This is a genomic window from Citrobacter sp. Cpo071 (assembly GCF_030332765.1).
In the GTDB taxonomy this organism is placed as follows: Bacteria; Pseudomonadota; Gammaproteobacteria; order Enterobacterales; family Enterobacteriaceae; genus Citrobacter; species Citrobacter portucalensis.
Genome location: NZ_JAOWHE010000080.1, coordinates 125,205 through 144,552, shown reverse-complemented (window position 1 = coordinate 144,552; position 19,348 = coordinate 125,205). Strand labels below are relative to the sequence as shown.

The following is a 19,348-nucleotide window of genomic DNA, read 5'->3' as shown; positions in this document are numbered from 1 at the left end:
CATCCGGAAATAAGACTACCGCGCCAGTCGTAGCTGCTGTAGGTTTCCGTCGATATGTAAGTCTGTTTGCAGCCGCGCGATATCGCGGCACAAAAATGCCATCTCCCGATGTTCTTCGAGTTTCTTGCGCCATTTCTCCGGTACGTCATCCAGGTGTTCATACAGCGCTTCCAGCGTTGGAAACTGTGCCAGCAGTTGTGTGGCACTTTTAGGACCAATACCGGCAACCCCCGGTATTTTAGAACTGCTGATCCCGGCCAGTCCCCAGTAATCTGGCAGCTGTTGCGGCAGTACGCCAAACTCTTTCTCGATAAACGGCGCATCCAGCCAGCGTTTCTGGAAATAATCGCGAATCCGCAGCGTTGGGGAGAGTAGCTGACAGTAGCCTTTATCGGTTGAGACGATAGTCGCCTGGTGTCCCGCCTGGCTAACTTTCACCGCCAGAGTGGCGGCTAAATCATCGGCTTCATTCCCGCTGGATACCCAGCAGCAGACGCCGCGCTGTTCAAAAGCGGCGCGTAAGGCGGGCATTTCCTGGTGTAAATCGTCAGGCATCGGCGGGCGACCGGCTTTGTAGTCAGGTAACCGTTGGTGACGCCAGCCGCTATTGCGTGCTTCGTCATCAAATACCGCCACGGCGTGCGTGGGCTGACTGTGCACAATCAGCTGATCGAGCGCGTGCTGGCATGTCTCCACGCAGGGGGAGCCCTGTACGGCGTGAATACGGCGGATGAGATTCAGTGCATCAACAATGAGCAGGTGGACGGCCACGGTGTTCTCCCTAACAAATTAGTCTGTAGGGTAACATTCACGACGAGTGGAGACGAGCATTGCGAAAGAGCGCTATCCGTAAGCCTGATAAGCGAAGCGCCATCAGGCAATAAAAGCCGGATGCGGCGAGCGCCTTATCCGGCCTACAGATACGAAAATGTGCTGAGAATTAATCGCAGGTGACAATCTTCATCGCCAGACCACCACGAGAGGTTTCGCGGTATTTGGCGTTCATGTCTTTACCGGTTTCGTACATGGTCTCGATAACTTTATCGAGGCACACGCGTGGTTCACTGGTACGGCGCAGCGCCATACGTGCAGCGTTCACCGCTTTAACCGAAGCAATGGCATTACGCTCAATGCACGGTACCTGAACCTGGCCGGCAACCGGGTCGCAGGTCAGACCCAGGTTGTGTTCCATACCGATTTCTGCCGCGATGCACACCTGCATTGGGCTACCACCCAGCAGTTCAGCCAGACCAGCCGCTGCCATGGAGCAGGCGACGCCAACTTCACCCTGACAGCCGACTTCGGCACCAGAGATAGAGGCGTTCATCTTGTACAGTGAACCAATGGCGCTCGCGACCAGCATGTAGCGTGCCAGCGAGTTAGCGTTCACTTCACGGATAAACTTGTCGTAATACGCCAGTACGGCAGGAACAATCCCGCATGCACCGTTGGTTGGTGCAGTCACCACGCGTCCACCGGCTGCGTTTTCTTCGTTCACGGCCAGCGCGAACATGTTGATCCAGTCAACAACCGCCATCGGGTCGGTGGTGGTTTTGTCGCTGCTGACCAGCATGCGACGCAGCGCAGCAGCACGACGCGGAACGCGCAGTTTGCCCGGCAATACACCTTCGGTGGTGATGCCGCGTTCAATCCCGCTACGCATCACTTCCCAGACGTTAGCAAAGTGCTGTTCCAGCTCTTCTTTGCTGTGCAGCGCCAGTTCGTTTTGCATCATCAGACCGGAAAGTGACAGGCCGGTTTCCTGGCAATGACGTTGCAAATCAGCTGCGGATTTATACGGATATGGCACGTTTACCGGAGAGTTGTTCGGTAAACCAAAATGTTCTTCATCAACGATGAACCCACCGCCAATGGAATAGTAAGTCTGGCTGTAAATGGCCTTTTCGCCCGCCAGTGCGGTAATGCGCATCCCGTTTTCGTGCAGGGACAGATTGTCCGCATGGAAATTCATGCACTTGTCGACCGGGAACTCGACCTCATGTTGACCGTCTGCCAGCAGCAAACGCCCATGAGTATTCACATCCTGGATAAAGGACGGAATGGCATCAATGTCTACGGTATCCGGCAGATTACCCGCCAGGCCCATAATAATCGCGATGTCGGTATGGTGACCTTTCCCCGTCAGAGATAAAGAGCCATAGACATCAACCACTACGCGGGTTACGTCAGTGAGAATTCCGCGTGCAATCAGGTCATCCGTGAATTGTTTGCCTGCTTTCATCGGGCCAACAGTGTGGGAGCTGGAAGGGCCAATGCCGATTTTGAAAATATCGAATACGCTAATCATGAGGCGTCCATTGTGTATCGAGGTGCGCCGCCCCGAGGAGCGGCGCAGGGGAATTAACTGAACAGAGAGTAGAAAATAGCGGAGATAGCGATCAGGCCCATAATCACAACGAAGACGTTGCTGATATGGCCGCTGTACTTACGCATTGCCGGTACTTTCTGAATGGCATACATCGGCATCAGGAACAGAATCATCGCGATGATTGGGCCACCCAGGGTCTCAATCATGCCGAGGATGCTTGGGTTCAGCGTCGCCACAATCCAGGTGGTTACCAGCATGAACAGCGCAGTGATTTTGTTCAGTTTGTTGATTTCGATGGATTTGCCTTTGCCACGCAGAGACTTAATCACCATACCATTGAAGCCTTCACGTGCGCCCAGGTAGTGGCCCAGGAAGGATTTGGTGATAGCGATAATCGCGATGATCGGTGCCATCCAGGCAATAATCGGCGCGTTAAAGTGGTTCGCCAGGTAAGACAGAATCGAGATGTTCTGCTCTTTCGCTGCTGCCAGGTCCGCCGGAGTCAGGCTGAACACGCAGCTGAAGACGAAGAACATAACGGTCAGTACCATCATGATGTGAGCGAATGCCAGAATCTTGGAGCATTTTTTCTCTGCTTCATCACCGTACTCTTCACGCTTCGCCACGGCGAAGGAGGAGATGATCGGGGAGTGGTTGAAGGAGAACACCATTACCGGAATTGCCAGCCACAGGGTCAACAGCAGGCCGTTGCCGGTGGTTGCCGCAGAGTCAAAAGACATGGTTTCCAGAATCGCACCGCTCCACTGAGGGATCAGGTACAGCGCCAGCAGCATCAGAGCCGCAACGAACGGGAATACCAGGATGCTCATCGCCTTAACGATCATCTGCTCACCGAAGCGCACGATGGTCATCATGCCGACAATCAGGATCAGTGACAGGATTGCGCGCGGCGGCGGCGTAATCGCCAGCTGGTGGGTCAGGAAGCTTTCAACCGTGTTGGTGATTGCTACGCTGTAAACCAACAGAATCGGGTAGATAGCGAAGAAGTAGAGCAGGGTAATCAGTTTACCTGCACCAACACCAAAGTGTTCTTCTACAACTTCGGTGATGTCTTCACCCGGATTTTTACCGGACAGCACAAAGCGAGTCAGACCGCGGTGTGCAAAGAAGGTCATTGGGAAGGCAAGGATCGCCATGATGATCAGCGGGATCATACCGCCTACGCCTGCGTTAATCGGCAGGAACAATACACCCGCCCCAATCGCCGTGCCGTAAAGGCCCAGCATCCACATGGTGTCTGTTTTGCGCCATGCGCTGCGGGTCTGGCCCGTAACGATAGTGCTGGTTTGAGTGTTTTCCATCTATTTCTCCTGGAGGAAGCTTAAAAAGTCGGGTTTGGGGTCAATCCAATGAGAAAGTACCCGACTGTAAATCGAAATTCGTTGAGCGATTTTTATATAATTTTTCGCCGTAATAATTTTCGGGCGGAAAGATACATTTTAGTAATGAATGTATCAGTGATCGGGATCCCAAATGCAATAATCCACCTTTTATGTGGATAAATTTGGGCCATTAATCTGTTAAAAAATAGTCAAAGCGAATTTACGGGCGCGAAGGCTAACATTAACGACATATCTCATGAAAGCGAAGGCGCGAAGATAGGCGTGTTCAGCTGTAAAAACTGTTGTTTTTAGATGATTTCGGCGACTAATAATAATTTTCTAAGATAAATCACGGTTGGTTTTTCAAGGTAATCGTTTGCGTGACGCGCTGTTTTTAATGAATCATCACTGGTATTTATATGATTGTCGGGGCTATGTGACTGGTATCACTAAAAAAAGCCGGGAAGCAAGTGCGCCAAACCCGGCTTTGATATGGACAAAACTGTCACCGCTATAGCGCTGCTAGCGGGTGTTGAAGGTCAGGCGCAGATCTCGTAGCAAGGGATGTACGCAGTGCCCGGTAACTTCATACGATGTTGTGCAACAAAGCCCTGCAGGAGATCGTCCATGCGGCGCATCATTTCGCGGTCACCGTGGATTTTGTACGGGCCAAACTCTTCAATAGCGCGGATCCCGACTTCCTTCACGTTACCTGCCACAATACCGGAGAATGCACGACGTAAATCGGCGGCCAATACTTCAACGGGTTGATCCGGGTACAGCTTCAGGTTGGCCATGTTTTCATGGGACGGCTCGAACGGCATCTGCAGATCGGGCGCGATACGAATCGACCAGTTAAAACTGTAAGCATCTCCTGTGTCGCGACGGTTTTCTTTCACCAGCGGCATCGCTTTTTTCATCAGACGCGCCACTTCGGCCGCATCGTCAATGATAATGCGATAGTGGCGACGCGCATCTTCCCCTAGCGTGTGCACGATAAATTCGTCCAGCACGCGGAAGTAATCCGCACTCTCTTTTGGTCCGGTCAGGATCAGCGGTAGAACCTGATCTTTGTTGGCCGGATTCATCAGGATCCCCAGCAGATACAGCAGCTCTTCTGCTGTCCCTACGCCACCCGGGAAGATGATAATACCGTGGGCGATACGCACGAACGCTTCCAGACGTTTTTCAATGTCCGGCATGATGATCAGTTCGTTTACCAGCGGGTTAGGCGGTTCAGCGGCGATGATTGACGGTTCGGTCATGCCAATAAAGCGGCTGTCTTTGTATCGCTGCTGGGCGTGGCCGACCGCAGCGCCTTTCATTGGCGCTTCCATCGCCCCCGGACCGCAGCCGGTACAGATGTTCAGTTCGCGCAGGCCCAGTTGGGTGCCGACGCGACGGGCATACAGGTACTCATTTTCGTTGATTGAGTGACCGCCCCAGCAGACGACCATGTTCGGCGCTTCACCGACGTGCAGCGCCCGGGCATTACGCAGGATCGAGAATACGAGGTTGGTAATATGCACCGAGCTTTCGAGATCCAGATGCTGAAAACGACCGGCGTTATGGATCTGGCCATTGACGAACAGAATGTCGCGCAGTACGGCAAACAGGTTAGCCTGTAGCGCACGAATAATGCGTCCATCAACAAACGCATCTTCAGGTGGATTGATCAGTTCCAGCTTCACGCCCCGTTCGCGGCGCAGTACGTTAATATCGAAACTTTCAAAGCGGGACAGCAGTTCTTTACTGTTGTCGGTCAAACTGCCGGAGTTCAGAACGGCAAGCGAACAGTTACGAAACAGTTGATACAGGTCGCTGCTGGCCGTGCGTTTAAGCATATCGACTTCCAGCTGCGACAACATGTCCATTGAGCCAAGCGGGCTAATATGTGTAATCAAGTAAACTCCTTATGGGACGCAACACGTCATTCCCTATTGATTACAATAGCCCTGGCTTATGACCTTTCACAACCTTGTGCGCGGAATCCGGCACGCAAAATTGAGAAAAAAGATTACTGACGTACCAGACGACCGGTTGCCGGAGTGAAATCGGTGTTGGTGCGCCATGGGTTAATGTCCAGGCCGCCACGTCGCGTGTAGCGTGCATAGACGCTCAGTTTCTCTGGCTGGCAGAAGCGCAGAATGTCATTGAAAATACGTTCCACGCACTGCTCATGAAATTCATTATGGTGGCGGAAGGAGACCAGATAACGCAGCAGCTTCTCTCTGTCGATTTTGCGTCCGCGATACTGAATTTGTATGGAGCCCCAGTCGGGCTGGTGGGTGATCAGACAGTTGGATTTCAGTAGATGGCTGACCAGCGTCTCTTCGACTGCCTTTTCACCGCTCACGGCATTTTCCAGATACGCAGTGCTGAACTGATAGTTGTCGATGACGATATCCTGATTGTCGATACAGGTCCCATTAAAGTGGGCTATCGGCTGCCCTTCCAGTTCGTCAAGGCGGTACAGCGCCACGCTGACATCGCCCTGAGCGCAGGCGCGCAGATCGTTTTCCAGCGTCTGGCGTACCGCGTCCCAGGAATCAAAACGCGTCTGGTTAAAACTGTTCAGGTAAAGCTTAAAGCTTTTCGACTCAATCAGATTTACGCTGGTGTAATCCAGCTCCACATGACCGACCGCAACCTGCGGTAAGCCGTTGGCATTCAGCCACGACAGTTCATATAGCGTCCAGATATCCGCACCGTGAAAAGGCAAGTTATCGGCCTTTAAATCCAGCGGGTCGCGATTCAGGCTGCGCGGAACGCCCTGCAACAGACTTGCATCGTAATTGTCTCGGTAATCCGTTGATTTACCGAGTGTCAGGCCGTTAAGCGCCTGATGATTTTCATAAGAGGACATGTTTCACCGTCATAAACCAGATACACTATGCGACAAGTGTATCCTGGCTTTTGTGAAGAGAGAAATCAGTGGACGAATTGACAGCGCAGGCGTTGATAGCCTTTACGACGCGTTATTGCGACGCATGGCATGAAAAAAACAACAGTTGGCCGCTCAGCGAAGAGCTGTATGGCGTACCTTCTCCGTGTATCATTTCTTCCACAGACGATGCGGTATTTTGGCAGCCTCAACCTTTTGTCGGCGAAAATAACCTCAATGCGGTTGAACGGGCTTTTGATATTGTGGTACAACCTGCTGTTCACGCTTTTTACACCACCCAGTTTGCTGGTGATATGCACGCGCAGTTTGCGGATGAAAAGCTCACGCTGCTGCAAACCTGGAGTGAAGATGACTTCAGGCGCGTTCAGGAAAACCTGATTGGTCATCTGGTAACGCAAAAGCGCCTCAAGCTATCACCTACGCTTTTTATTGCCACACAAGATAATGAGCTTGACGTCATTTCGGTGTGCAATCTGTCCGGTGAAGTGTGCAAAGAAACGCTGGGAACCCGTAAACGAACGGTGCTGGCGGCCTCACTTGCGGAATTCCTCACTCAACTTAAGCCAGTTCTGTAATCCAGTTTGCCCTGAATCTTGTGAGAGATCTCTTACAAACCCTGTAGGACATTGCCAGGTGATAAGTAAAGACTTAATGAATTGATAAAATAATAATTTATTATTATTCAATTGGTTAGTGTTTTATTGTCAACTTTCATACGAAAATAATCGTAAGGGTAAGCCTGTAAGCATCTTGTAAGACAAAGCGAAACAGGCGATTCTATATCTGTCGACAAGGAGTCGCACAACGAAGAGAACATCAGGATGATGGCTCTTCGCCAGGACACACCAGGACGGTGTTGCAAGGACAGGCTTCAGGACGAAGCAAAGAGGAAGACGCTGGATGCGTTAAAGGACACCTCCAGGATGGAGAATGAGAGCCGGTCAGGATGTTCGGCGGGTCTGGATGGCTAGGATACTTCAGGATGAAGTTTTCACATCGGGGTGATGTGAGCAGGATGCAGAAGTTCAGGATGAACACGGTCGCAAGACCACAGGAAAAGTTGTCAAGGATGAGCAGGGAGCACTAAAAGTAGCTGGAATGCTGCGAAACGAACCGGGAGCACTGTTTTTACAGTGCTCCCTTTTTTTATTTCCCTTCACTAGTGCTATTCTTCGCGCCAGATTTTTTCATCATTGAGGTTAATTTCATGACGACTCATGACCGTGTGCGCCAGCAGTTACACGCACTTGAAGCGCTACTGCGTGAACATCATCACTGGCGGATGGATGAGCCAGCAGAGCATCTGTTTACCAGTACGCAGCCTTTTTGTATGGATACCATGGAACCGGTCGAGTGGCTGCAGTGGGTGTTGATTCCCCGCATGCATACGTTGATTGATAACGCGCAGCCGCTTCCGCAGGCTTTTGCCGTCGCACCGTATTACGAAATGGCGCTGGCAGCCGATCACCCGCAACGCGACATTCTTCTGGCGGCATTGCAGGAGCTGGATGCGCTGTTTACAAGTGATAACGCCTGATGCTGGAAATTCTTTATCAGGACGAATGGCTGGTCGCCGTCAATAAACCTTCGGGCTGGTTGGTTCACCGCAGTTGGCTCGACCGGGATGAGAAAGTGGTGGTGATGCAAACGGTGCGCGACCAAATTGGTCAGCACGTATTTACCGCCCATCGACTCGACAGACCAACCTCCGGCGTGCTGCTGATGGGACTGTCCAGCGAAGCCGGACGTTTGCTGTCCCAGCAGTTTGAACATCATCAAATTCAGAAACGCTATCATGCGATTGTGCGTGGCTGGCTGATGGATGATGCCGTGCTGGATTACCCGCTGGTCGAAGAGCTGGATAAGATTGCCGATAAGTTTGCCCGCGATGATAAAGGCCCGCAGCCTGCTGTCACCCATTATCGTGGCCTGGCAACGGTAGAAATGCCGGTAGCGACCGGGCGTTATCCGACTACCCGTTACGGGCTGGTGGAGCTGGATCCTAAAACCGGTCGCAAGCACCAGCTCAGACGCCATCTGGCGCACTTGCGCCATCCGATTATCGGCGACAGCAAGCACGGTGATTTGCGGCAAAACCGCAGCGCCGCAGAGCATTTCGGTTGCCAGAGATTGATGCTGCATGCCAGCCAGCTTGCGCTGACCCATCCTTTCACCGGCGAACCGCTGGTTATTCGCGCCGGACTGGATGACGTCTGGATGCAGGCGTTATCACAGTTTGGCTGGCGTGGACTTCTCCCTGAGAATGAAAGGGTTGAGTTCAGCGGGCTGTCAGGTCAGGATGAGCAGATAGATTCTTAAGTCCCAGGAGATTACGGTTATGGCGGAAATTGGAATTTTTGTCGGCACGATGTACGGAAACGCGCTGCTGGTTGCCGAAGAGGCCGAAGCTATTTTGACGGCGCAGGGTCATAAAGCTACGGTGTTCGAAGATCCGGAGCTTAGCGACTGGCAGGCATATCAGGATAAATATGTACTGGTGGTGACTTCCACGACCGGGCAGGGCGATCTGCCGGATAGCATCGTGCCGCTGTTTCAGGGGATCAAAGATAATCTCGGTTTCCAGCCAAATCTGCATTACGGGGTAATTGGGCTGGGCGACAGTAGCTACGTTAATTTCTGCAATGGCGGCAAACAGTTCGATGCCTTGTTGCAGGAACAAAGCGCCCACCGTGTAGGAGAAATGCTGCTGATTGATGCCAGCGAGCATCCTGAACCGGAAAGCGAATCCAATCCCTGGGTAGAAAACTGGGGAACCTTGCTTAAATAACCCCCCGCCCGTACGGGCATGCACCCCTCATTTGAACCGTAGGCCGGGTCAGGCGAAGCCGCCACCCGGCAATAAAACCCCAATTACGTGAACTAACTTCCACTACTTTGGGCTTATGCCCCAAACAACTTCTCACTGCCTCCCTAATGTTGTGTTCATGCACGGTGAGGGTCAGTGGCACTCCTTCATATACTTTTCCCGTCAGTTCCCGGAATGGCAGCGAGTCAGAATAAAACGGCCCTGAGCTGTACCAACACTGCCACACACTAACCTCTCATTCTGATCACCCTACAGGTGCTGTACAGAATGAACTGGCGAAAGCCAGGATTCAGGAGTGCAACAATGAGTTCATTAAGTCAGGCGGCGAGCAGCGCGGAAAAACGCACTAACGCTCGCTACTGGATAGTGGTGATGCTGTTTATCGTCACATCCTTCAACTACGGCGATCGCGCCACCTTATCCATTGCTGGTTCGGAGATGGCCAAAGACATTGGTCTGGATGCGGTAGGGATGGGGTATGTATTCTCCGCTTTCTCATGGGCCTATGTTATCGGCCAGATCCCCGGCGGCTGGTTGCTCGACCGCTTTGGTTCAAAACGCGTTTATTTCTGGTCCATCTTTATTTGGTCCATGTTTACCCTGTTGCAGGGTTTTGTCGATATCTTCAGTGGTTTCGGCATTATCGTTGCGCTGTTTACTTTGCGCTTCCTCGTTGGTTTAGCTGAAGCGCCCTCTTTCCCCGGCAACAGTCGTATTGTGGCGGCGTGGTTCCCGGCACAGGAAAGGGGCACAGCGGTCGCTATCTTTAACTCTGCGCAATACTTTGCCACTGTTATCTTTGCGCCAATCATGGGTTGGCTGACCCACGAAGTGGGTTGGTCGCACGTGTTCTTCTTTATGGGCGGTCTTGGGATTGTTATCAGCTTCGTCTGGCTGAAGGTGATTCATGAACCTAACCAGCATCCAGGCGTAAACCAAAAAGAGCTGGAGTACATTGCCGAAGGTGGGGCGCTGATCAACATGGATCAGGCGGCAGCCAAAACAAAAGTGCCGTTTAGCGTGAAGTGGGGGCAAATCAAACAGCTGCTGGGTTCACGGATGATGATCGGGATTTACATCGGCCAATACTGCATTAACGCGCTGACCTACTTCTTTATCACCTGGTTCCCGGTTTATCTGGTGCAGGCTCGCGGTATGTCGATTTTGAAAGCCGGTTTTGTTGCTTCGGTTCCGGCCATTTGCGGATTCGCCGGCGGCGTGCTCGGCGGCATTATTTCCGACTGGCTGATGCGCCGTACCGGTTCGCTGAATATCGCCCGTAAAACGCCAATCGTCATGGGGATGCTGCTATCGATGGTGATGGTGTTCTGTAACTACGTCAACGTCGAGTGGATGATCATTGGCTTTATGGCGTTGGCCTTCTTCGGCAAAGGTATCGTTGCGCTGGGATGGGCGGTGATGGCTGATACCGCACCTAAAGAGATCAGCGGTCTGAGCGGCGGTTTGTTCAACATGTTTGGCAACATCTCCGGCATTGTCACGCCAATTGCTATCGGCTACATCGTCGGGACTACCGGCTCGTTTAACGGCGCGTTGATTTACGTCGGGGTACATGCGCTGATTGCGGTGGTGAGCTATCTGGTGCTGGTGGGCGATATTAAACGTATCGAACTGAAACCTGTCGCAGGACAATGATGATGACAACACAATCGAGTCCCGTTATTACCGATATGAAGGTCATCCCGGTGGCAGGTCATGACAGCATGCTGCTCAATATTGGCGGCGCGCATAACGCATACTTTACTCGTAATATCGTGGTGCTCACCGATAATGCCGGAAACACCGGTGTCGGTGAAGCGCCTGGTGGCGAAGTGATTTATCAGACGCTGGTGGATGCGATTCCGCAGGTGTTGGGCCAGGAAGTGGCGCGCCTGAATAAGGTGGTGCAGCAGGTGCATAAAGGCAACCAGGCCGCTGATTTTGACACCTTTGGCAAAGGCGCCTGGACCTTTGAACTACGGGTCAATGCGGTAGCGGCGCTGGAAGCCGCATTGCTCGACCTGCTGGGTAAGGCGCTGAACGTGCCGGTTTGTGAACTGTTAGGGCCGGGCAAGCAGCGCGATGCGGTCACCGTACTCGGTTATCTGTTCTACGTGGGCGATCGCACAAAGACCGATTTACCGTATCTGGAAAGTACGTCGGGAAACCATGAGTGGTATCACCTGCGTCATCAGCAAGCGATGAACAGTGAGGCAGTGGTACGTCTGGCTCAGGCTTCGCAGGATCGCTACGGCTTTAAAGATTTCAAACTCAAAGGTGGTGTACTGCCTGGCGAGCAGGAAATCGACACCGCTCGTGCGCTGAAAAAATGCTTCCCGGATGCGCGTATTACGGTTGATCCCAACGGTGCCTGGCTGCTGGATGAAGCCATCTCCCTGTGTAAAGGGCTGAACGATGTTCTGACCTACGCCGAAGATCCGTGCGGTGCCGAACAGGGTTTTTCTGGCCGCGAAGTGATGGCCGAGTTCCGCCGTGCAACCGGTCTGCCGGTAGCAACGAACATGATAGCCACCAACTGGCGTGAAATGGGCCATGCGGTGATGCTGAATTCAGTTGATATTCCGCTGGCCGATCCGCACTTCTGGACCCTTTCTGGCGCGGTACGCGTGGCACAGTTATGCGACGACTGGGGCCTGACCTGGGGCTGCCATTCTAACAATCATTTTGATATTTCGCTGGCGATGTTTACCCACGTTGGTGCGGCTGCACCGGGTAATCCAACGGCTATTGATACCCACTGGATCTGGCAGGAGGGCGATTGCCGCCTGACCAAAAATCCGCTGGAGATTAAAAACGGAAAAATTGCGGTACCCGATGCGCCCGGTCTGGGCGTGGAACTGGACTGGGATCAGGTACAGAAAGCGCATGAAGCCTATAAGGCGCTGCCCGGCGGCGCGCGTAATGACGCAGGCCCAATGCAGTATCTGATCCCCGGATGGACTTTTGACCGTAAACGTCCCGTTTTCGGCCGCCACTAATTTTGAATAAGGACTTAATTATGAGCGCACAATTTTCTACCCCATTGGTTACCTCTATGCAGGTTATTCCGGTTGCGGGTCATGACAGTATGTTGATGAACCTGAGCGGCGCACATGCTCCGTTCTTCACGCGCAATATTGTGATTATTAAAGATAACTCCGGTCATACCGGCGTGGGTGAAATTCCCGGCGGCGAAAAAATCCGCAAAACGCTGGAAGATGCGATCCCGTTGGTGGTAGGCAAAACGTTAGGCGAATATAAAAATGTGCTGAATGCAGTACGCAATACTTTTGCCGATCGTGATGCGGGCGGTCGCGGTTTGCAGACCTTCGATTTACGTACCACTATTCATGTGGTTACAGGGATCGAAGCGGCCATGTTGGATCTGTTAGGTCAGCATCTGGGCGTAAACGTCGCCTCTTTGCTGGGGGATGGCCAGCAGCGTAGCGAAGTTGAAATGTTGGGTTACCTGTTCTTCGTGGGTAACCGTAAGGCAACGCCGCTGCCGTACCAGAGTCAGCCGGATGAAAAATGCGACTGGTATCGTCTGCGTCATGAAGAAGCGATGACCCCGGATGCGGTAGTACGCCTGGCGGAAGCCGCGTATGAGAAGTATGGTTTCAACGACTTTAAACTGAAAGGCGGTGTGCTGGCTGGGGAAGAGGAAGCAGAATCTATCGTTGCGCTGGCGAAGCGTTTCCCGCAGGCCCGCGTCACGCTGGATCCGAACGGCGCGTGGTCGCTAAATGAAGCGATTAAGATCGGCAAATATCTGAAGGGTTCTCTGGCCTATGCGGAAGATCCGTGCGGTGCCGAGCAGGGCTTCTCTGGTCGTGAAGTGATGGCGGAGTTCCGCCGCGCCACCGGTCTGCCGACCGCCACCAACATGATCGCCACCGACTGGCGTCAGATGGGGCATACGCTGTCGTTGCAGTCTGTGGATATCCCACTGGCGGACCCGCACTTCTGGACTATGCAGGGTTCTGTCCGTGTGGCGCAGATGTGCCATGAGTTCGGGCTGACCTGGGGATCGCACTCTAACAACCACTTTGATATTTCGCTGGCGATGTTTACGCATGTTGCGGCGGCGGCTCCAGGAAAAATTACCGCTATCGACACCCACTGGATCTGGCAGGAAGGCAACCAGCGCTTGACCAAAGAGCCGTTTGAAATCAAAGGCGGCATGGTGCAGGTTCCGGCAAAACCGGGTCTGGGCGTGGAGCTGGATATGGATCAGGTCATGAAAGCGCATGAGCTGTACCAGCAACATGGACTGGGTGCGCGTGATGATGCGATGGGTATGCAGTATCTTATCCCGAACTGGACGTTTGATAATAAGCGTCCGTGCATGGTTCGCTAAGTGATCCAGGACCGCTCCTATAGAGTGAGCGGTTTTGCTCCTGGTGTATGCTTAACATAATCAACATGCGTAAGGATGCTTTATGAAAATAGTAATCGCACCCGATTCCTATAAGGAAAGTTTGAGTGCGCTTGAGGTGGCAACGGCTATAGAGCAGGGGTTTCGTGAGATCTGGCCCGATGCGGATTACATGAAGATCCCGGTTGCAGATGGCGGTGAAGGAACGGTCGAAGCGATGGTTGCCGCAACGCAAGGTCACCTTGTGCATGTTGATGTTACCGGCCCTTTGGGCAACACAATTCAGGCATTTTATGGTTTATCTGGTGATGAGCGCTCGGCGTTTATCGAAATGGCGGCCGCCAGCGGACTGGAACAAGTTCCTGCGAGGCTACGCGATCCGCTGAAAACCACCTCCTGGGGAACCGGGGAGTTAATCCGTCATGCGCTGGACGCTGGCGTTGAGCATATCATCATTGGGATTGGCGGTAGCGCCACCAATGATGGCGGTTCCGGGATGGTGCAAGCGCTGGGAGCAAAATTGCTGGATGCGCAAAATAACGAAATTGCGCAAGGCGGAATCGGTCTGGAATCTCTGTCCCGGATTGATATTTCTCAGTTAGACAGCCGTCTTGCCGGGTGCCGTATTGAAGTGGCTTGCGATGTGACCAACCCGTTGACTGGAAAAGAGGGCGCATCTGCGGTTTTTGGTCCGCAAAAAGGGGCTACGCCGGAGATGATTACCCGCCTGGATCGGGCGCTCACGCACTATGCGCAACTCATTGCCCGCGATCTGGACGTCAACGTGCTGGATCTGGCCGGTGGTGGTGCGGCGGGTGGTATGGGGGCGGCACTGTATGCGTTTTGCGGCGCACAGTTACGCTGCGGTATTGAGATAGTGACCGATGCGTTACACCTTGATACCTGCGTTGCGGATGCGGATTTAGTGGTCACAGGTGAAGGGCGCATTGATAGTCAGACCATTCACGGTAAGGTTCCGGTTGGCGTGGCGAAGGTCGCAAAGCGTTACAACAAGCCGGTTATCGGTATCGCAGGTAGCCTGACGGCCGATGTGGGTGTGGTCCATGAGCATGGGCTGGATGCGGTTTTCAGCGTCATCTACTCCATTTGTACCCTGGATGAGGCGCTGAAGAACGCGAGCGACAACGTACGAATGACGGCGCGAAACGTAGCCGCAACGCTTAAAGCAGGGCAGCAATTACGCTGAATTGTTAGCCGCATTCGTCGATGTGCCCGATGCGCGACGCTTATCGGGCCTACGGCAAACAGCGAAACCTGTAGGCCGGATAAGGCGTTTACGCCGCATCCGGCGATGTGCCCGATGCACGACACTTATCGGGCCTACGGTAAACAGTGAAACCTGTAGGCCGGATAAGGCGTTTACGCCGCATCCGGCGAATATCACCCCAATATCCGTTTCGCTTCGCGTGCAACGTTGTCCATTTCATCCAGAAGCTCTAAAAATTCAGGTTCCAGCTCTTCTTCTTTGGTTCCACTGCGTAGCTGTTGTTCAATGAGCTGACACAGGTTTTTCATGCGGGGGACACCACTATAACCGCAACTGCCGTGCAGCTTGTGAATCATATCCACCAGCCCTTCGGGGTTCTCTCCGACCAGTTGCTCTTCGATTTTGTTACGCACCTCAGGCAGAAAATCGATCAGCATTTGCAGCATATCCCGCGCCAAATCGTTCTTACCCGCGGCTTGCCTTAATGCCAGTTGCCAGTCGAGCGTCGTGTTCGGATTGACGACTGGCTCAAGAGGTTCTGCGGTGAGTGCCCACAGCGATGTGCTTGCGCCCGGTTTGTAACGTAACAGCAGATTATGCAGCTTATCTTCCTCGATAGGCTTCGCCAGGTAATCGTTCATCCCGGCGCTGAGCAGCTTCTCTTTCTGCCCGGCCATGGCGTGTGCGGTGACCGCAATGACTGGTGTCTGCTGTTGATGAGGAAGCTGGTGGATCAGTTCGCAGGCACGAATGCCGTCCATGTCTGGCATCTGAATATCCATCAGGATCAGGTCAAACGGCATTTGTCTGGCGCGATCCACCGCCTGATGCCCGCTGTCACAGAGCACGACGTGCTGGACCTTGTCTTCCAGCAGTGCGCCAATCAGCTTGAGGTTCGCCGGGTTGTCGTCTACCGCCATGACGGTCATTGCGATTTTGCTCTCGTCTAACAGCAGCGGATCCGCGCTGTGGTTTAGCTGACAATACTCTGTCAGCGCAGGCAGTAAGCGGGTTGAGGTGAGAGGTTTCAACAGACACGCCGCCGCGCCGCCCTGTTTCAATTTCTCAGCGTTAATTTGTGCATGACAAGGCAAGGCTAGCAACAGGAAGTCGGTCATCGCTGCTGCGCTTGCCAGCCGCTCATGCTGCATGGTGAGTGGTTCGCGCAAAGTGACCGGAATGCCCAGCAACAGAATGTCGTAGTGCTCCGCTGGCAACCCGGAGAACGAAGGGCTGTAAATCACCTCCAACGGTGTTTCACTCAAGATATCTAACGTGCATTGTGCGGCGGTGGCGTTAGGTTCGACGTAGGCCAGTCGTTTACCGGCAAGGCATCGGGTTGTCGAACGATCAATAAGCACGTTAGGGTTGAGATCGAGGCTGATATGGAACCAGAACGTGGAACCCCGATTAGGTTGGCTGTGGAAGGAGATATCTCCACCCATTTCGTTGACCAGTTTTTGCGTAATGACCAGACCTAGCCCGGTTCCGCCATGACGCCGGGAAATACTGGCATCCGCCTGACGGAAAGCCTGGAACAGACGGGATTGATCGCGCTCAGGAATACCGATCCCGGTATCGCGGATTTGCACTTCAATTTGCACTTTCGTGTTACTGAGGGCGCGTTTCTCGACCAGAATATCGATATTACCGCCCTCGGTAAATTTGATGGCATTGCCGACCAGATTGGTGATCACCTGCTGTAAACGCAACGGGTCACCGATGACGTTGTCCGGTACGTCATTCTTAATATTCAGCGTCAGCTCAAGCCCTTTATCATGGGATGAATGCGCTAACAGCGTAACAACGTCATCCAGCGTGCTGCGCAGCGGGAACGGAATGCTTTCCAGAATCAGCTTGCCCGCCTCAAGTTTGGAGAAGTCGAGTACATCATTGATGATGGCCAGCAGATTGTTAGCCGAGCGTTCAATGGTATTCAGGTGATCGCGCTGTGTGGTGTTGAGCTCGGTTTTTAGCGTCAGACGGGTGAAGCCAATCACGCCATTCAGCGGTGTTCGCAGCTCGTGGGACATGTTTGCCAGAAACTCAGACTTAATACGTGCCGCTTCCTGGGCGCGTTTCTTCGCCAGATCCAGCTCGACGTTCTGGATTTCCATCTGCTCCAGCGTTTCGCGCAGGTCAGAGGTGGCCTGATCGATGTTGTGCTGCATCTCTTCATGGTAGGCCGCGAGAGACATCGCCATCGAGTTGATACCATTTTTGAGCATATCCAGCTCGCCCAGCATGAAACCTTCCACGCGGCTGTCGAGCTGTCCTCTACGTATTCGGTCAACGGTATTCACCATATTGCGAATCGGGCCGGTCACGTCGCGCATTAGACGCCAGCCGAAAATTAACGCAATACCAATACAAAACAGCATCATTACGCTGGAGATAAAGATCTCTTTGTACTGCTGCAATCGTACGGACTTAAGGTCCAGCTCAAGCGCCACATACCCCAGCATATTTTTGGTGTTTTTGGCGTCGCTTACGGCGGATTCATCCGGTGAATAGCTTTCCGATATAATAGGGGTTCGCAGGATCATGATATCCCCGTGCCGGGTGACGCTCAGCTTCCGGGGAAACGGTGAACCTGTCGCCAACTGCATTTCAGACGGATCGAGATGAAAATTAGAAGTGACGAAAAGTCGGTTATTTTCGTCATAAACAGAAATAGCCCGCACGATATCGGAATGGCGACGATGCAGCACGCTGATAAGCTGGCCGATGGATTCCCTGTTTTGCAGGTTCATGCCATATTCGCTGGAGACCGCGAGTGGTTCAATGATGCTGGCACCAGCATCTTCCAGTTGACGCTGCAAGTCGTTATAGCGATGCACAACAAAAAAGATACTGAGCAACAAACCTATCAGGACGGTCGGGGCCAGGATCAGAATCATCATGCGTGCGCGCAGGCTGTAGTTGGTCATGGAGTTCCGTTATGGGACAATTAGGGTCACACTGTTAAATAGAGAAATATCTCGTCGATGGCGCAATTCTACTCTGCAAAACGACGCGTGACGACGCGTCAGATCATAACCGTTACCGTCAATGACCTCGATCCTTTTGGTCAGGGCGTCGCTCGCCATAACGGAAAGGCGTTGTTTATACCGGAATTGCTACCCCAGGAAAGCGCCGAGGTGGTGATTACCGAAGATAAAAAACAGTTTGCCCGCGCGCAAGTAAAACGACGTTTAAACGACAGCCCACAGCGTGAAGTGCCACGTTGCCCGCATTTTGGCGTGTGCGGCGGTTGCCAGCAGCAGCATGCCAGCATCTCATTGCAGCAGCGTAGCAAAAGCGCAGCGTTGTCGCGTTTAATGAAATGTGAGGTGTCGGATGTTATAGCTGATGCACCGTGGGGCTATCGTCGTCGCGCACGTTTGAGTCTGAACTATCGGCCAAAAGAACAAAAATTGCAGATGGGGTTTCGCAAATCCGGTTCCAGCGACATTATCGATGTCAAACAATGCCCTATTTTGGTGCCCCAGCTTGAGGCGTTATTGCCCCATCTCAGAGCGTGTCTGGAAAGTCTGCAAGGGTTACGCCATCTTGGCCATGTCGAACTGGTGCAGGCGGGAAGTGGAACCCTGATGATTTTGCGCCACACGGCGCCATTGAGTGCTGCGGATAAAGAAAAACTGGAATGCTTTTCGCATTCTCAGGGGCTGTCTTTGTTTCTGGCCCCGCAAAGCGAGATACTGGAATCAATATCAGAAGAATCGCCCTGGTATGATTCAAATGGACTACGGTTAACCTTCAGCCCGCGCGATTTTATTCAGGTCAATGAAGGGGTAAACCAACAAATGGTCGCCCGTGCGCTGGAATGGCTTGATGTGCAACCTGAAGATCGTGTACTCGATCTGTTCTGTGGCATGGGAAATTTTACCCTACCGCTGGCAACTCGGGCAGCAAGCGTGGTTGGCGTAGAAGGTGTTCCTGCGTTGGTGGAAAAAGGCCGAGAAAACGCGCTGAATAACGGATTACACAATGTGACATTCTTTCATGAAAACCTTGAGGAAGATGTTACCCGACAGCCGTGGGCGAAAAACGGATTCGACAAAGTATTGCTCGATCCTGCGCGTGCGGGGGCTGCAGGTGTGATGCAACATATTATAAAATTAGAACCTATACGCGTTGTTTATGTATCCTGTAACCCAGCAACGCTGGCTCGTGACAGCGATGCTTTGCTCAACGCTGGATACGCCATACGGCGACTGGCGATGCTCGATATGTTTCCGCACACTGGACACCTGGAATCAATGGTCCTGTTTGAGCGTTTGTAATGAATTTTGTACCCATTGGATTTCGGGTTGTAATGCAGCATGAAAGACAATG

Annotated in this window: 15 protein-coding genes; 9 read left to right on the top strand and 6 right to left on the bottom strand. The window is 52.8% G+C overall.

The genetic code is table 11. The features are described 5' to 3' along the window. Positions 1-15: 15 nt before the first annotated feature. The 5 genes from xni to queF all read right to left on the bottom strand — a co-directional run bounded on the left by xni (position 16) and on the right by queF (position 6,538). Entirely contained in the window at positions 16-771 is a 756-nt protein-coding gene (xni, locus tag OGY09_RS12685; RefSeq protein ID WP_003825659.1) for a flap endonuclease Xni, read from the bottom strand. Between the two features lie 169 nt (positions 772-940). Next, the gene (locus OGY09_RS12680) at positions 941-2,308 is read right to left on the bottom strand and encodes an L-serine ammonia-lyase (RefSeq protein ID WP_003034070.1); all 1,368 of its coding nucleotides are present in this window, start codon (positions 2,306-2,308) and stop codon (positions 941-943) included. Between the two features lie 53 nt (positions 2,309-2,361). Continuing rightward, on the bottom strand, positions 2,362-3,651 hold the full coding sequence (locus OGY09_RS12675; RefSeq protein WP_003034073.1) for an HAAAP family serine/threonine permease: 1,290 nt from the start codon (positions 3,649-3,651) through the stop codon (positions 2,362-2,364). A gap of 560 nt (positions 3,652-4,211) precedes the next feature. Next, positions 4,212-5,576, bottom strand: coding sequence for a nucleotide 5'-monophosphate nucleosidase PpnN (gene ppnN / locus OGY09_RS12670; protein WP_003034076.1), 1,365 nt, complete (start codon positions 5,574-5,576; stop codon positions 4,212-4,214). A 113-nt stretch (positions 5,577-5,689) separates the two neighbouring features. Then, complete coding sequence (queF, locus tag OGY09_RS12665) at positions 5,690-6,538, bottom strand: NADPH-dependent 7-cyano-7-deazaguanine reductase QueF (protein ID WP_003825665.1); 849 nt, start codon at positions 6,536-6,538, stop codon at positions 5,690-5,692. Between the two features lie 68 nt (positions 6,539-6,606). Here queF and syd point away from each other — a divergent pair, with 68 nt between their 5' ends. The 8 genes from syd (at position 6,607) to OGY09_RS12625 (ending at position 14,989) form a co-directional block, all read left to right on the top strand. Then, complete coding sequence (gene syd / locus OGY09_RS12660) at positions 6,607-7,152, top strand: SecY-interacting protein (protein WP_032944836.1); 546 nt, start codon at positions 6,607-6,609, stop codon at positions 7,150-7,152. Positions 7,153-7,784: 632 nt separating this feature from the next. Continuing rightward, positions 7,785-8,114 (top strand): YqcC family protein, encoded by a 330-nt coding sequence (locus OGY09_RS12655; RefSeq protein WP_003825670.1) that lies wholly within the window; start codon positions 7,785-7,787, stop codon positions 8,112-8,114. Beyond that, positions 8,114-8,896, top strand: a complete 783-nt coding sequence (gene truC / locus OGY09_RS12650) for a tRNA pseudouridine(65) synthase TruC (protein ID WP_003825671.1) — start codon at positions 8,114-8,116, stop codon at positions 8,894-8,896. The genes OGY09_RS12655 and truC overlap by 1 nt, the downstream gene beginning before the upstream one ends. Positions 8,897-8,915: 19 nt before the next feature. Further along, the gene (locus OGY09_RS12645) at positions 8,916-9,365 is read left to right on the top strand and encodes a flavodoxin (protein WP_003825676.1); all 450 of its coding nucleotides are present in this window, start codon (positions 8,916-8,918) and stop codon (positions 9,363-9,365) included. Positions 9,366-9,707: 342 nt separating this feature from the next. After that, a complete protein-coding gene (gene gudP / locus OGY09_RS12640) occupies positions 9,708-11,060 on the top strand; it encodes a galactarate/glucarate/glycerate transporter GudP (RefSeq protein ID WP_275399127.1) in 1,353 nt (450 codons plus the stop codon). Positions 11,061-11,062: 2 nt separating this feature from the next. Then, positions 11,063-12,403: an enolase C-terminal domain-like protein gene (locus OGY09_RS12635; protein ID WP_008785688.1), complete on the top strand. Its 1,341-nt coding sequence runs from the start codon at positions 11,063-11,065 to the stop codon at positions 12,401-12,403. A 20-nt stretch (positions 12,404-12,423) separates the two neighbouring features. Continuing rightward, positions 12,424-13,764, top strand: coding sequence for a glucarate dehydratase (gene gudD, locus OGY09_RS12630; RefSeq protein ID WP_003034111.1), 1,341 nt, complete (start codon positions 12,424-12,426; stop codon positions 13,762-13,764). Positions 13,765-13,846: 82 nt separating this feature from the next. Continuing rightward, positions 13,847-14,989 (top strand): glycerate kinase, encoded by a 1,143-nt coding sequence (locus OGY09_RS12625; protein WP_032944834.1) that lies wholly within the window; start codon positions 13,847-13,849, stop codon positions 14,987-14,989. A gap of 194 nt (positions 14,990-15,183) precedes the next feature. Here OGY09_RS12625 and barA read toward each other — a convergent pair whose 3' ends face one another. Beyond that, a complete protein-coding gene (gene barA, locus OGY09_RS12620) occupies positions 15,184-17,940 on the bottom strand; it encodes a two-component sensor histidine kinase BarA (protein WP_032944833.1) in 2,757 nt (918 codons plus the stop codon). Positions 17,941-17,997: 57 nt separating this feature from the next. Between barA and rlmD the strand changes: the two genes are divergently transcribed. Next, entirely contained in the window at positions 17,998-19,296 is a 1,299-nt protein-coding gene (rlmD, locus tag OGY09_RS12615) for a 23S rRNA (uracil(1939)-C(5))-methyltransferase RlmD (protein WP_008785684.1), read from the top strand. Positions 19,297-19,348 lie beyond the last annotated feature (52 nt).